13 protein-coding genes are annotated in these 14813 nt (G+C 68.8%); 5 read left to right on the top strand and 8 right to left on the bottom strand.

Features of this window, described 5'->3' with window-relative positions; translation table 11 throughout:
• Positions 1-257: 257 nt before the first annotated feature.
• The 3 genes from ON39_RS09360 to ON39_RS09350 all read left to right on the top strand — a co-directional run bounded on the left by ON39_RS09360 (position 258) and on the right by ON39_RS09350 (position 5737).
• On the top strand, positions 258-1694 hold the full coding sequence (locus ON39_RS09360; protein ID WP_040732965.1) for an amidase: 1437 nt from the start codon (positions 258-260) through the stop codon (positions 1692-1694).
• A gap of 687 nt (positions 1695-2381) precedes the next feature.
• The gene (locus ON39_RS09355) at positions 2382-2573 is read left to right on the top strand and encodes a hypothetical protein (RefSeq protein WP_040732964.1); all 192 of its coding nucleotides are present in this window, start codon (positions 2382-2384) and stop codon (positions 2571-2573) included.
• Entirely contained in the window at positions 2570-5737 is a 3168-nt protein-coding gene (locus ON39_RS09350; protein WP_040732963.1) for an NACHT domain-containing protein, read from the top strand. The genes ON39_RS09355 and ON39_RS09350 overlap by 4 nt, the downstream gene beginning before the upstream one ends.
• A 55-nt stretch (positions 5738-5792) precedes the next feature.
• On the opposite strand, the gene era is transcribed toward ON39_RS09350, so the two are convergent.
• The 6 genes from era to ON39_RS09320 form a co-directional block, all read right to left on the bottom strand.
• Positions 5793-6698, bottom strand: a complete 906-nt coding sequence (gene era / locus ON39_RS09345; RefSeq protein WP_040732962.1) for a GTPase Era — start codon at positions 6696-6698, stop codon at positions 5793-5795.
• Positions 6691-7071 (bottom strand): cytidine deaminase-like protein, encoded by a 381-nt coding sequence (locus ON39_RS09340; protein ID WP_040732961.1) that lies wholly within the window; start codon positions 7069-7071, stop codon positions 6691-6693. The genes era and ON39_RS09340 overlap by 8 nt, the downstream gene beginning before the upstream one ends.
• On the bottom strand, positions 7068-8414 hold the full coding sequence (locus ON39_RS09335; RefSeq protein ID WP_040732960.1) for a hemolysin family protein: 1347 nt from the start codon (positions 8412-8414) through the stop codon (positions 7068-7070). Before ON39_RS09335 ends, ON39_RS09340 begins: the two co-directional genes overlap by 4 nt.
• The gene (ybeY, locus tag ON39_RS09330; protein WP_040732959.1) at positions 8411-8965 is read right to left on the bottom strand and encodes an rRNA maturation RNase YbeY; all 555 of its coding nucleotides are present in this window, start codon (positions 8963-8965) and stop codon (positions 8411-8413) included. The genes ON39_RS09335 and ybeY overlap by 4 nt, the downstream gene beginning before the upstream one ends.
• A gap of 85 nt (positions 8966-9050) precedes the next feature.
• Positions 9051-10112, bottom strand: a complete 1062-nt coding sequence (locus ON39_RS09325) for a PhoH family protein (protein WP_040732971.1) — start codon at positions 10110-10112, stop codon at positions 9051-9053.
• A 159-nt stretch (positions 10113-10271) separates the two neighbouring features.
• Positions 10272-11207, bottom strand: coding sequence for a LysR family transcriptional regulator (locus ON39_RS09320; RefSeq protein ID WP_040732957.1), 936 nt, complete (start codon positions 11205-11207; stop codon positions 10272-10274).
• Positions 11208-11353: 146 nt separating this feature from the next.
• Here ON39_RS09320 and ON39_RS09315 point away from each other — a divergent pair, with 146 nt between their 5' ends.
• Entirely contained in the window at positions 11354-12619 is a 1266-nt protein-coding gene (locus ON39_RS09315; RefSeq protein WP_051186449.1) for an MFS transporter, read from the top strand.
• Positions 12609-12791 (top strand): glycine zipper domain-containing protein, encoded by a 183-nt coding sequence (locus ON39_RS48570; protein WP_146251251.1) that lies wholly within the window; start codon positions 12609-12611, stop codon positions 12789-12791. The genes ON39_RS09315 and ON39_RS48570 overlap by 11 nt, the downstream gene beginning before the upstream one ends.
• A 19-nt stretch (positions 12792-12810) precedes the next feature.
• On the opposite strand, the gene ON39_RS09305 is transcribed toward ON39_RS48570, so the two are convergent.
• Positions 12811-13551 carry a 16S rRNA (uracil(1498)-N(3))-methyltransferase gene (locus ON39_RS09305; protein ID WP_040732955.1) on the bottom strand — a complete coding sequence of 247 codons (741 nt, stop codon included), beginning with the start codon at positions 13549-13551 and terminating at the stop codon, positions 12811-12813.
• A complete protein-coding gene (dnaJ, locus tag ON39_RS09300) occupies positions 13552-14703 on the bottom strand; it encodes a molecular chaperone DnaJ (protein WP_040732954.1) in 1152 nt (383 codons plus the stop codon).
• Between the last annotated feature and the right edge of the window lie 110 nt (positions 14704-14813).

The raw sequence follows: 14813 nt of genomic DNA, 5'->3' as shown, positions 1-14813 counted from the left end.
GCACGCGGCACGCGGCACGCGACACCCAGCACCCGGCACGCGACACCCAGCACCCGGCACCCGGCACCCGGCACGCGACACCCAGCACCCCGGCACACGGCACACGGCACACGGCACACGGCACACGGCACACGGCACACGGCACGCAAGTGGAGGCCCTTTGCACGAGGGCGCATAACCCGAGGCGCGGAGGCGAACTAGTCGCTTGACCAGTTGCGCGCTACGGTTTTGCGGAAACGCGACGAGACGGAGCTCATATGACGGACCGCACTCGGCAGACCGAGACTCGAGCCGGTGACCTCGGACTGGCGGAGCATGCCGCAGCCCTGGCGCGGGGCGCGATCAGTTCCGTCGCCGCCGTCGGTGCGGCTCTGGATCGCATCGACGCGTCGCAGTCCACGCTCAACGCGTTCCGGATCGTGCGCCGTGAGCGGGCGCTCGACGAGGCGGCGGAGGCCGACCGGCGGCTCGCGGCGGGCGAGCGGCTGCCGCTGCTTGGCGTGCCGATCGCGGTGAAGGACGACACCGATATGGCCGGCGAGCCGACGGCGTTCGGGTGCGGCGGCAGCTTCGCGCCCAAAACCGAAGACGCCGAAGCGGTTCGGCGGTTGCGCGCGGCCGGGGCGGTGATCGTCGGCAAGACCAATACGTGTGAGCTCGGGCAGTTGCCGTTCACCAGTTCGGCCGCCTTCGGGCACACCCGCAATCCGTGGTCCGCCGAGCACACGCCGGGCGGCTCCTCCGGCGGTTCGTCGGCGGCGGTCGCGGCCGGATTGGTGCCCGCCGCACTGGGTTCCGACGGCGCGGGCTCCATTCGCATCCCCGCGTCGTGGACCAATCTCGTCGGTATCAAACCGCAGCGCGGGCGGATCTCCACCTGGCCGCACGCCGAGGCGTTCTACGGTCTCACCGTCAACGGACCACTGGCCCGCACCGTCGCCGACGCCGCCCTGCTGCTCGATATCGCCGCCGGTCCGCACGAAGGCGATTTACACACTCCCGCACCGATTTCCGCCGCCGACGCCGTCGGCCGCGATCCAGGGAAACTGCGCATCGCGCTATCGTTGCGCACCCCGTTCACCGCGACGAGGACCGCACTGGACCCCGAAGTCGCCGCCGCCGTACGCCGCATCGGCGACACGCTGCGCAAGCTCGGCCACACCGTGACCGTCGCCGACCTGCACTACGGACTGCTGATCGGCGCGTCCTTCCTGCCGCGATCGATGGCAGGCATCCGCCTGGCGCATCAGAAACTTCCCGGCGCGCAAGTGGATCCACGCACGATCGCCAACACCCGGCTCGGCCGGCTCCTCGACGGCCCCGCGCTTTTCGCCGCCCGCCGCGCGGAACCGTTGCTGCACAAGCGCATCGGCACGTTCTTCCACGACTACGATCTCGTCCTCGCCCCCACCACCGCGACACCCCCGCCGCGCGCCGAGGACATCGACGGCATCGGCGTCCACGCCACCAACAACCTCATCACCGCGGCCTGCCCCTACACCTGGCCGTGGAATGTGCTCGGCTGGCCGAGCGTGAATGTTCCCGCCGGTTTCACCGAGACCGGCCTGCCGATCGGCGCGCAACTGATGGGCACCAATTCGACAGAGCCGCTACTGATTTCCGTTGCGGCACAGTTGCAGTCGGAGCTGCACTGGGAGCGCGAACGTCCCGAGCCATGGTGGTTGACTCACTGAAGTACTTGCCGCGCAACCGAAGCTGAATACGGCAGCGGCACCGTCACTCGGGGTCGAGTCCGCTGGAAACGGCGATCCCGCACGATTTTCCAACGCTGCCTGACCACCGGCTACCGAAGCCGAACGACGCCGCAGCACAGTCGGTCACATCCAGCGAGCAGGACTTCCCTGCGCCTGTCTTCGGGATCCGGAGGTACTAGTCGAGGCCCGCGAAGCTGCGTGAGCATGGTCTCGAGAGAATGCTCCCCCGCGCATGCACACCGTGCCGGGCCTTGAGGTCGCCGCCTCCTACCACGCCGCGACGGCCGACGAGGTCAGCGGCGGCCTCATGCGGCGATCGCACCCGCACATCTTCTGATGGCAGTACGCGTCTTTGCGGGCAAGTCGTTTGCGTGGCATCAAAGGTGTGCCGCACTGCGGCAACGCCGCCCTGACCACCGGCTGCCGTAGCCGATCGACGCCGCAGCACGCTCGCGTGCGGCGATCGCACGCGCACACCTCCCGCACGCCTGTTTGCACAGCGGATTGATATGCGCGGCCTCGAAAGCGTGCCGAGCGCCGCAACGCGGCCTGACCATAGGCTGCCGCAGCCGATCGACGCCGCATCACGGTCGGGTCCCGCGGTCACACCCCGCACACCTTCTGATATCGCATGACGAGCGACCGTCCGAGACGCCCGGTACGGCGATGGAGGTCGGCGAGTTGGTATGCGCGGCACGAACGGTGCGCCGAAAGATCGTCTACTGCCGCAACACGTCCCCGACCACCGGCTACCGCACCGTTTCCGGCGGTCCGCTCGATGTGTCCGAGGACGGTGGCATCATCGAGGACCACGGCGTGCGATCGAACAGTGCAGACCTTGAACAAGGGGGACCATGAGCGCGGAACTCGTTGCGGTGCGGCTGGGTACCGCGCTGGTCGGCCGTGCGGCGCATCTGCTGCTGGCCAAGCAGCAGGGTGATCAGGACCGGCGCTCCGACATGGACGGACTGATCCGGCGCTACATTCCCGGCCTACGGCACCAGCGCAGCGTCCAACGCCAGTTCGGCCAGATCGCCGACGCGGTCGCCGAGCGTCTGGAACCCATGCTCGCCCACGAGTTTCGCGGCATGGACGAGGGCGAGCACACCGCCGTCATCGACGCGGTCGTACGCACCTTCGAGCAGGCCGACCTCTCCGACGCCGCCATCTTCGCCTCGAACGCCGACCCGGCGCAGTTGTCCCGTCGGATCCGCTTGGAGGCGACACCACCGATCGGACTCAGCGCTGCGGGAACGGCGCTCTACGACCAACTGATCGCGGAATCCTGCGATTGCTACGTCCAGATAGTTCGGCACCTGCCCGTGTTCACCGAGCGTGCGGTCGCCGAACTCCTCAGTCGCGTAGACGTATTGGGCAACGAGGTCACCCAGGTCCTCGAACGCCTCCCGAAGCGCTCGCTCTACGCCCCGGACGGCAGCGACCACGATTCCGCGTTCCGCCGCGAGTATCTGGAGCTGATCAGTCGAACGCTCGATGAGGTCGAGCTGTTCAGTTTCGCCGTCGAGCAGCCTTTGCGCACAAAGCTTTCCGTCGCTTACGTCAGCCTCCGAGTCGCCAGTGAGTCCTATCCGACCATGGGGGACGGAAGCCGCATCACACCGGAAGACCTCGCGCCGAGCCACACCGGAGCGAGACGGGCCGACGAGCACACGTCCGGCGGCCGACGAGTCGAGTCGGCATTGAGCCGTAAGTCCCGCATCCTCATTCGCGGCGAAGCGGGATCGGGCAAGACCACGCTGCTGCGCTGGTTGGCCATCACGGCGGCCCGTGCGTCCTTCACCGGCGAACTGGCCTCCTGGAACGGCCTCGTCCCCGTGCTGCTCAGGTTGCGCAGCTATGCGGCACGCGACCTGCCCAAACTCCATGAGTTGCTCGATGACGCGGCGGGACCCCTGACCAGCCACATGCCCAAGGCCTGGATAGACCGACGACTCGCGGACGGCAAGGTTCTGCTGCTGATCGATGGTGTGGACGAACTCGTGCCCGCCGACCGCGGCAAGGTCCGGGAGTGGATCAGCGTCCTGCTCCATGCTTACCCGCACACCCGGCTGATAGTGACCTCCCGTCCGACCGCCGCCCAACACGACTGGCTCGACACCGCCGATTTCGCGCCGATCGAGCTGGAACGAATGACCCCCGCGGACCTCAACGCCTTCATCCACCAATGGCATCAGGCCGTCGGCGCGAGCGGGCAACGGCTGCCCTGCGCGCCGGCGGAACTGCCCGACTATGAACGCGCGCTCATAGCAAGCGTTCAGGACCGTCCACACATGCACGCGCTGGCGGCCAACCCGCTTCTCGCGGCGATGCTGTGCTCCTTGCATCTGCGGCGCAGACGACAGCTTCCGCGCAATCGCATGGAGCTGTACCAGATCGCGGTCGAACTTCTCGTCCAGCGCCGCGATGCGGAGCGCAATATCCCCAGCGCGCAACGGGTTTCGCTCAGTCTGACGGACAAGGTCGCCATGCTCCGCGATCTGGCGTGGCGGCTGACGGACAACAATCTCACCGAGATCGACACCGACAAAGCCGAGGGCTACGTGGCCGCCAAGATCGCGTCCATGCGCCACATCGAGGTCGACCCGCACGACGTGCTGGAATATCTGCTCAATAGATCGGGCATTCTGCGCTCGTCCGCCGAGGGCCGAATCGACTTCGTGCACCGGACTTTTCAGGAATACCTCGCGGCCGCCGAGGCCGCCGCGCAGGATCGCATGGGCAATCTCGTCGGGCGCGCGCACATGGACGTGTGGCGCGACACGGTCATCATGGCGGCAGGCCATGCCAACAGCAGCCAGCGCAGAGAGCTCATCACCGGGATCCTCGATCGCGCCGAGGACGACGACCGCAACGCGCGCAGCCTGCGGCTACTGGCCGTCTCCTGTCTGGAGACGATCGAGTCGCTCTCCGACCAGCTGGCCGATCGGCTGGACGAGACGATCGCGGAGCTGGTCCCCCCGCACGAGATCGACGAGGTCATCTCGCTCGTGGCGGTCGGGGAGCCGCTGCTGCGGTTTCTGCCGAAGAAACTCGATGACATACCGGATGTGAGCGCGCGGGCGACCGTACAATCGGTGGCGCTCATCGGCGGAGCGCCCTCGCTGCGCTTGCTGGCCGGCTATACCGAAGACCGCCGAGCGGACATACAGCAGGAAATCGTTCACACCTGGGAGTACTACGATCCGGTCGAGTACGCCGACTCGGTACTCGCTAGCTTCCCGCCTGAGTTGAGCGTGCCAGTCATACTGTCGCGGCCACGACTGTGGCGGTCGATCGCCGGGCTCGGCAACCTTGGCATCGTGATCGTGGACTTTCCCACCTCCATCGACAAGCTGAAGACCGATAAGCCACCGGCCACACCCATTCTTAGCCTGACGCGCCTGACCGGCGCGAATGACATTGCGGCGCTGGCCGATTCGTGCAACCCCGACTGCTTGCGCGAGCTGATACTCGGCACGAGCGACGATCAAGCGGTGCTCAGCGGCTTGGATACGCTGGCCACCTACTCCGGCCTGCGCTTACTGCATGTGGTCGGCTGGAACTCACTGCCGCAGTTGTCCGCCGCGTCGCTGCCGACACACCTGCACGGGCTCGGACTTAGGTTCGTCCCCGCGGATTACGACCTGCGTTTCGTGGTGGAGCACGGATTGAGCGACCTGAAGTTGGGCGGCAACGGCTCGCCCGCCGCGCTCGTCGCGGTCGGGCGAGCGCCCGGGCTCGAACGGCTGACGCTGACCAAATGCGACCTCACCGACGCCCTCCCGGCACTGATCGCCACGGTGCCCCGCCTGCGATCGCTGGAATTGACAGGAGTCGCATTACCGGACGACCTCGCGCCGCTGGACGACCTACCCCTGCTGGAAACTATCTCGCTGACCAAGTGCACCGGAACGAATGGACGCCTGATCCGTCTGTCATCCATCCCCCGGCCCCAAGCGCCGCGGCGGTTGTTCGTAACCGTCGACGGCTACCGGGTGCCGTCCGAGGCGATGGGGCTGTAGGCCGACCTCGTGTTCCTTCGTGTCGGGCATGCCGAGCTGCTCGAACCCTGAAACCCTAGAACCCCAACTTCCCCAACTGCTTCGGATCCCGCTGCCAATCCTTCGCCACCTTCACGTGCAGATTCAAATAAATCCGCGTCCCGAGAATGTGCTCGATCTGATGCCGCGCATTGGTACCGACCTCTTTGAGCCGAGACCCACCCTTACCGATGATGATCGATTTCTGACTCGGCCGTTCCACATACAAGATCGCGTGCACATCAAGCATGTCTTCCCGCTCCTCGTACGGCAGCACCTCCTCGATCACCACGGCCAGCGAGTGCGGCAGTTCGTCGCGCACACCCTCGAGCGCCGCCTCGCGAATGAGCTCGGCCATGAGGGTCTCCTCCGGCTCGTCGGTGAGCTCACCGTCGGGGTAGAAGGCCGGCCCCTCAGGCATTTTCGACGCGATGACGTCGACGAGCACCTCGACCTGCTCGCCCTTGACCGCCGAGACCGGCACCACGTCGGCCTCGGGGCCGAGCAGTTGCGACAGCGCGAGCAGTTGCTCGGCGACCTGGTCGCGACCCACCTTGTCGATCTTGGTCACCACGCCGAGCACCGTGGTCTTGGGCGCCATCTGCTTGATCTGCTGCACGATCCACTTGTCGCCGGGGCCGATCTTCTCGTCGGCGGGCACGCACAGCGCGATCACGTCGACCTCCGAATACGTATCGCGCACAAGGTCGTTCAGCCGCTGACCGAGCAGCGTACGCGGCCGGTGCAGGCCGGGGGTGTCGACGAGGATCAACTGGGCGTGGTCGCGGTGCACGATGCCGCGGATGGTGTGCCTGGTGGTCTGCGGCCGCGAGGAGGTGATCGCGATCTTCTGCCCCACCAGGGCATTGGTGAGCGTCGACTTGCCGGTGTTCGGCCGGCCGACGAAACACACGAAGCCCGAACGGAATTCGCGGTCAGCCACCGCTCACCTCGCTAGCGGGGGCCGCGTCGACGGAGATCGCCGAGTCGTCGACGATCTCGAACACCGCCCCGTCCCGGTCGGTGAAGATGATCTTGGCGGCGGGCGACACCTCGCGCACCGCAGCGACGCCGAAGTCCGACAGCCGCCCGCAGACCACTACGGCCGCCTCGAATCCCGCTGCGCCACTGGAGATCGCCGCCGCGACCGCCGACTGCAAGGCGGTCAGCCGCAGCGCGGTCAGGCCCACCTCGCCCGCGGCGTAGGTGCGTCCGTCGGTGTCGCGCACCGCCGCGCCGCTGGCGCCGCCCGTGCGGCCCATCGCCCCGCGCGCGAGCACCAGCAGTTTGTTGTCCTCGGGATCCAATTCGGTCATTCGGTGTCTCCGTCCTCTTGTCGACTGGTCGCGGTCTCTCGATCCGCGCCATTGCCTCTGCGTTCGTCGTTCGTCTGCTCGCCGTCGGCGTCCTTCACCTTGCGCACCACCACGGTGTGCACCCGCACCCGGCCGCGCGCGTCCGCGCCGCCCTCGCCGCGCAACATCAGCCCGTGCACCTCGACCTTGGACCCGGGCAGCGGCACCCGGCCGAGCTCGTGCGCCATCAGCCCGCCGACGGTGTCGACGTCCTCCTCCTCGATGTCGAGGCCGTAGAGGTCGCCGAGGTCCTCCACGGGCAGCCGCGCGGACACGCGGTAGCGGCCGTCGCCGAGGTCCTCGATGGGCGGGGTCTCGTCGGTGTCGTACTCGTCGGCGATCTCGCCGACGATCTCCTCGAGCACGTCCTCGATGGTCACCAGCCCGGCGATGCCGCCGTACTCGTCGACGAGCAGCGCCATGTGATTGCGTCTGCGCTGCATCTCGTCGAGCAGGCTGTCCAGCGGCTTGGAGTCGGGCATGAACACGGCGGGGCGCATCACCTCGCGCACCAGCACCTTGCGGCCCCGTTCCGCATACGGCACAAGGTCTTTCAGGTACACCACGCCGAGGATGTCGTCGACGTTCTCGCCGATCACCGGAATGCGGGAGTGGCCGGAGCGCACCGCGAGCGACATCGCCTGCGCCGCAGTCTTGTTCGCCTCGATCCAGACCATCTCGGTGCGCGGCACCATCACCGCGCGGGCGGCGGTGTCGCCGAGTTCGAAGACGGACTGGATCATTCGGCGTTCCTCGTCGGCCACCACGCCGCGCTCGCTGGCCATCTCGACCACCTCGCGCAGCTCGATCTCGGAGGCGAACGGGCCGTTACGGAAACCCTTACCAGGCGTGATGGCGTTGCCGAGCAGGATCAGCAGCCGGCTGAGCGGGCCGAGCAGCGCGCCGATGAACTGCAACGGCACCGCCGCGGCCAGCGCGATCGAGTAGGCGTGCTGGCGGCCGAGGGTGCGCGGGCCGACCCCGATCACCACGTAGGACACCAGCACCATGACGAGGGCGGTGACCAGCAGCGCCCAGTCGTCCTCCCAGATCGTGATCAAGCCCGCGGCCAGCAGCACGGTGGCGCCGATCTCGCACAGAATGCGCAGCAGCACCATGAGATTCACGTAGCGGGCGCGGTCTGCGACGATCGTGGTCAGCCGCACCGCGCCGGGCCGGTCGGCCCGCACCAGGTCGTCGACGCGAGCGGGCGAGATGGTGTTCAGCGCGGAGTCGATGCCCGCGAACAGCCCACCGACCGGGACGAGCAGGACGGCGAGCACGATCAGGGTCAGCGAATTCACGCGGGTCCTAATGCGTCACCAGGTGTGGTGAAGCCCGCCTTCCCCAGCAGCCTGGCGTCCCGGGCGGCGAGCTCGGCCCGCCGCTGTGCCTCGCGCAGGCTCTCGTACCACTCTTCGAGCAGCGTGGCCTGCAGCGCGAACATCTCCTTCTCCTCCTCCGGCTCGGCGTGGTCGTAGCCGAGCAGGTGGAGCACGCCGTGCACGGTGAGCAGCGCGAGTTCGTGGTCGAGCGAGTGGCCTGCCTTGCGGGCCTGGCCCGCGGCGAACTCGGGGCACAGCACGATGTCGCCGAGCATGGATGGTCCGGGCTCAGGGCTGTCGGGGCGACCGCCCGGCTCCAGCTCGTCCATCGGGAAGGACATGACGTCGGTCGGCCCGGGTAGGTCCATCCAGCGCATGTGCAGGTCCGCCATGGTGTCGAGATCGACGAGCACCATCGACAGCTCCGCGGCGGGGTGCACATCCATCCGGGTGATCACGAAGCGCGCGACACTGACCAGATCTTCTTCGGGCACGTCGATGCCCGACTCGTTGGCGATCTCGATACTCACCCGGTCAGCCTATGTCACTGCCGCGACGCCGAGGGTCGACACCCGACGTCACCGGGCCGGCCGGACCCGGCGTCGCGCGCGCCGGTCAGCGCCGGTCGCCGCGGCTGGCGGCACGACGCTGCGCCCGGTTGCCCGGATAGTGCGGGCCGACCTGCGGCCTGGCCTCGGACTCGGCCCGGTCGTAGGCGTCGACGATGTCGGCGACCAGCCGGTGCCGGACGACGTCGCTGCTGGTCAAGGTCGAGAAGTGGATGTCGTCGATGTCGCCGAGGATCTCGCTCGCCGCACGCAGCCCGGACCGCGCGCCGGTCGGCAGGTCGACCTGGCTGACGTCGCCGGTCACCACGATCTTCGAGCCGAACCCGAGCCGGGTGAGGAACATCTTCATCTGCTCGGCCGTGGTGTTCTGCGCCTCGTCGAGCACGATGAACGAGTCGTTGAGCGTGCGGCCGCGCATGTACGCCAGCGGCGCGACCTCGATGACGCCTGCGGCCATCAGCTTCGGAATGGCCTCGGGATCCATCATGTCGTGCAGCGCGTCGTACAGCGGGCGCAGGTACGGGTCGATCTTCTCGTTCAGCGTGCCGGGCAGGAAGCCGAGCCGCTCCCCCGCCTCCACCGCGGGACGGGTGAGGATGATGCGGGTGACCTGTTTGGTCTGCAAGGCCTGCACGGCCTTGGCCATCGCCAGGTACGTCTTGCCGGTGCCCGCGGGCCCGATGCCGAACACGATGGTGTTGGCGTCGATGGCGTCGACGTAGCGCTTCTGGTTCAGCGTCTTGGGCCGGACGGTCTTGCCGCGCCGGGACAGGATGTCGAGGCTGAGCACCTCGGCCGGGGAGTCCGAGGAGCCCTCCGTGAGCATCGACACGGTGTGCCGCACCGCCTCCGGGGTCACCACGCGGTTGCGGCCGGTGAGCGCGACGAGCTGTTCGATGACCCGCTCGGCGAGGGCGACGTCGGCCGCCTTGCCGGTGAGGGTGACGGAGTTGCCGCGGACGTGGATGTCCGCGTCGAGCAGCCCTTCGAGTTCACGCAGGTTCTGGTCGGCCGAACCGAGGAACGGGAACACGGATTCGGGAGCGAGTTCGATGCTGGAACGCACTGTGCGTGCCGCGGGACCCGATGTACTGGTGTCGGCGCCGATACCGGCCGTGGATGTCGTCGGGTCGCCGATCTCGCCTTGTGTTCTCAAAAGTGGCTATAGCCTGCTTTCCGGTCTCGACGTGCTGCTGTGTTGATGAAAGTTTAACGCGCCCCACCGACACCGCCCAGTGAATAAGCCGCTAATGGAACGATCGGGTGATCAGGGGATTCCCCGGCGCCGTCGCGCCCAATCCTCGGTGAAATCACGAAAACGCCGAGCGGCGCCCGAGGTGGAGGCCGCGGCCGACCACACGAGTCCGACCTCGCGGGTCGCGCCCGCGTCGGCGAGCGGGATCAGGACCGGGCCGGACCGGCGCGCCTCGGCGGGCGCGCCCGCGACCCGGCCGACGCTCGACGGGCCGAGATCCTCCTCCGGCAGCACGCCGACGCCGAGCCCGGCGGCGACCAGCCCGGCGACGGTGATCAGGTCGCTGGCCTCGAACGCGATGCGCGGGCGCAGGTCGGCGGCGGCGCACAGGTCGTCGACGATGCGGCGCATGCCGAAGCCCGGATGCATGGCGATGAAGTCTTCGTCGGCGACCTCGGCCAGGCGCGCCTGACGCCGCCCCGCGAGCCGATGGCCGACCGGCACGGCCAGCGCGAGCCGCTGCCGCAGCAGGCCGTGCCAGCCGATGCCGGACACGGCCGGGCGGGGCGAGACGATGCCGAGATCGGAGGTCCCGTCGAGCACATCGGTGGCCACCATTTCGGCGGGACCCTGCCGCAGCGCGAAGGTGAGCCTGGCCGACCCGCGGCGGAATTCGCCGACCAATTGCGGAACGAGCCAGCCGCCGAAGGAATGCAGAAAGGACAGGCGCACAACGCCATTGGCGGGGCTGCTGAGATCGGCGATGTACTTGCCCGCCGCGTCGAGTTCGGCCTGCGCGCGGCGCGCGTGTTCGTAATAGACGCGGCCGAACTCGTTGAGGGTGATGCGTTTGCCGCGCCGGTCGAACAGTTCCACGCCGAGCCTGCGCTCCAGCCGGCCGAGCATGCGCGACAGGGTCGGCTGGGCGATGTGCAGCCGCTCGGCCGCCGCGCCCACCCGCTCGAGTTCGGCGAGGGTGGTGAACCATTCGAGGTCCTCTGCCAGCATGGCTGCCCTAGCCGAGTCGGCTCGTGATAGGCGTCACAGGAGTGTGCGGGGTCGGCATGGCTGCCCTTTCCATATGTCGTCAGCGCATGAACTCGTCCCGCATTATGCATTTCCCTTCGGAAGAATGATAGGACGATTCTTGACCGATGACCGTCGCGCAGACCCGTCCCGCCGAGGGCAGCACGTCGCACGAACGCCGGATCTCCACCGCGCTGTTCGCGGCGGGGCTGGCGACCTTCGCGACCATGTACAGCACGCAGGCGTTGCTGCCGAGCCTGTCCGCGGCGTTCGGCGCGGCTCCCGCCCATGCGGCGCTCGCGGTCTCGCTCACGACCGGGTTTCTGGCGCTGGCGATCATTCCGGTGAGCGCCTTGTCGTCCCGCATCGGCCGGACGCGGGTGATGACGGTGTCGGCGGTGAGCTCGGCGGCGATCGGCCTGATGTTGCCGTTCAGCCCCTCGCTGGAGGTGTTGCTGGCCGGACGCGCGCTCCAAGGGCTCACGCTGGCGGGCGTACCCGCGGTCGCCATGGCGTATCTCGCCGAGGAGATTCGGAGCGAGGGACTGGGCGCGGCGATGGGCGTCTATGTCGCGGGAACGAGCATGGGCGGGCTGGCCGGGCGGGTCGTGCCCGCGTTCGCGCTGGGCGTCGGGTCCTGGCGGTGGGCCGAGGCGAGCATCTCGGTGGCGGCGGCGGTGTGCACCCTGTGGTTCGTGCGCCGGCTGCCGCCCTCACGCGGATTCGTGGCCCGGCCCGCCGGGATCCGCACGGTCGTCGGCGATCTCATCGCACAGCTGCGGCATCGCGGGCTGCTCGCGTTGTTCGGGCTGGCCGTCGTGCTGGTCGGCGGGTTCGTCTCGCTCTACAACTTCCTCGGCTACCGCCTCACCCAGCCGCCGTTCGAATTGCCCGACGCCGTAGCGGGTTTGGTGTTCACGCTCTACCTCGCCGGGACGGCGTCCTCGGCGGTGGCGGGCCGCCTCGCCGATCGCATCGGGCGGCCGCGCGTTCTGCTCGCGGTCGTCGTGCTCATGGCCGTCGGGCTGGCCATGACCGTGCCCGACAACCTGGTGGCCGTCATCGTGGGCATAGGGCTTTGCACCGCAGGGTTTTTCGGCGCGCACAGCGTGGCGAGCGCGTGGGTCGGCGTGCTGGCGCGCGGCAACCGCGGCGCGGCGTCGTCGCTGTATCTGTTCTCGTTCTACGTGGGCAGCGCCGTCATCGGTGGGGCGAGCGGTATCGCCTTCACCCACCACGGTTGGCTCGGCCTGGTGCTGTGCGTAGCCGCCCTCCTCGTCGTCGCCGCGATTCTCGTGGGGGCCTTGATGCTTCGCGAAGGAGCGCGGCGTACCGAACCTGGGCAGGTCGCGGACGCCCTCAGCCGACTGGATAACCTAGATCGTGAGCAATAACGAAGGTAAGTCATCGGCCAACGGGTTGGCGGTCGGCCTAGCCCTTGGCCTGTCCATGGGCGTCGCCCTCGGCCTCACGCTCTTCGACAACATCGCTCTCGGCGTCGCCCTCGGCGTCGGCATCGGCCTGACCGCGGGACTCGCCTACGACAGGACCCGACGAGGCTCGTGAATGCTCCTGGGCACGGCGACTACCAGCGAGTGGTCAAAGCGCCGAGCGCGCCCAAAGCGACGGCCGCGGCCGTAGAGGTGCGCAGCACGGTCGGGCCGAGCAGGACGATGTCGGCACCCGCTTCCGCAAGGCTGCTCAGTTCGGAGTCGTCGAGGCCGCCCTCGGGCCCGACGATCAGCACGACCTCCGGCACGCCCGCGAACGGGAGCTCGGTGAAACGGCCCGTGCCGGATTCGTGCAACGCGGCGACGATCGCGCCGTCCGCCTTGGGCTTCCGGATCAGCTCGAGCAGGTCGCGGGTGCGGTGCAGGTCCGCCACCTCGGGAATGTACGGCCGGCGCGACTGGCGAGCCGCGGACCGCGCCGCACCGCGCCATTTGTCGACGGCCTTGCCCGCCTTGCCTTCCCAGTTGGCGATGCAGCGCGCGGCCTGCCACGGGATGATGGCGTCGGCGCCCGCCTCGGTCATCAACTCGACGGCCAGCTCGGAGCGGTCCGACTTCGGCAGGGCCTGAACGACCGTCACGCGCGGCGAAACCGGTTGCGCGACAGCCCGATTCAACACCCGCAGCTCGAGCCGGTCGCGTTGCGCCGCAACGACTTCCGATTCGGCGAGCACACCGCGCCCGTCCGACAGCGTGATCGGCTCGCCGACCCGGATGCGGCGCACCGTCGCGGCGTGCCTGCCCTCCGGCCCGTCGAGCACCGCGACGGCGCCCGGCTCGGGCACCTCGTCGAGGTAGAAGACCGTCGCGGCCAACTAGCGCCCGCTGAACGAGGCCCGCAGCCTGGCGAACAGGCCGCTGTTGTGCTCGGACTGGGTCGACATGACCTCGGCGCGCTCGCCGGGGCGCATGCCCTTGTACTTGCGCAGCAGCTCGGTCTGCTTGCCGTCCAGCTTGGCGGGGATCACGATGTCCAGGTGCGCGAGCAGGTCGCCGCGCGCGCCGGAGCGCAGCCGCGGCATGCCGTGGCCGCGCAGCACCGAGACCTCGCCCGGCTGGGTGCCCGGCGCGATGGTCAGCTCGGTCGGGCCGTCCAGGATGGTGTCGATCACCACGGTGGTGCCGAGCGCGGCGTCGACCATCGGGACGCGGATGGTGCAGTGCAGGTCGTCGCCGTCGCGGACGAACACGTCGTGCGGCTGCTCGACGATCTCGACGTACAGGTCACCGGCGTGCCCGCCGCCCGGGCCGACCTCGCCCTGCGCGGCCAGCCGCACCCGCATGCCGTTGGCGACACCGGCGGGGATCGGCGCGGCGATCTCGCGCCGCGCGCGCACCCGGCCGTCGCCGCCGCACTTGTGGCACGGATCGGGGATGGTCTCGCCCGCGCCCCGGCAGGTCGGGCAGGGGCGCGAGGTGAGCACCTGACCCAGGAACGACCGCTGCACGGACTGCACTTCGCCTGCGCCGCCGCAGGTTTCGCAGCGCACCGGCTTGGACTTGCCGTTGGTGCCCGAGCCCGTGCACACGTCGCACAGGATCGCGGTGTCCACGGTCAGATGCTTGGTGACGCCGACCGCGCACTCGGCGAGGCTGAGCCGGGTCCGCAGCAGCGAGTCCGCGCCGGGCTGCACCCGCCCGCGCGGCTTGCGCGCGCCACCCGAAGAGCTCATGCCGCCGAAGAAGGCCTCGAACACGTCGCCCAGTCCGCCGAAGCCGGCGCCGGAGAAACCGCCGCCACCGCCGCCGGACTCGAGCGGGTCGCCGCCGAGGTCGACGATGCGCCGCTTCTCCGGATCCGACAGCACCTCGTAGGCGGCCGACACTTCCTTGAACTTGGCCTGCGCCGTCTCATCCGGGTTGATGTCGGGATGGAGCTCCCGCGCCAACTTGCGGTAGGCGCGCTTGATCTCCTGGTCGGTCGCGTTCTTCGCGACGCCGAGCAGTCCGTAGTAGTCCCGTGCCACTTGAGTTCTCTAGTCCTTGGTCGTTCTCGACAGTGCCGACGGTGCTTCACCGCTCCAACCGCGTGCCGATGCTCGGCATTAGTCGGATGCACTCAACTTTATCCGGCCGG

Origin of the sequence: Nocardia tenerifensis NBRC 101015 (assembly GCF_000308715.1) — a bacterium.
GTDB lineage: Bacteria > Actinomycetota > Actinomycetes > Mycobacteriales > Mycobacteriaceae > Nocardia > Nocardia tenerifensis.
The sequence above is the reverse complement of the archived record's forward strand: the minus strand, read 5'-3'. Positions and strand labels throughout refer to the sequence as shown.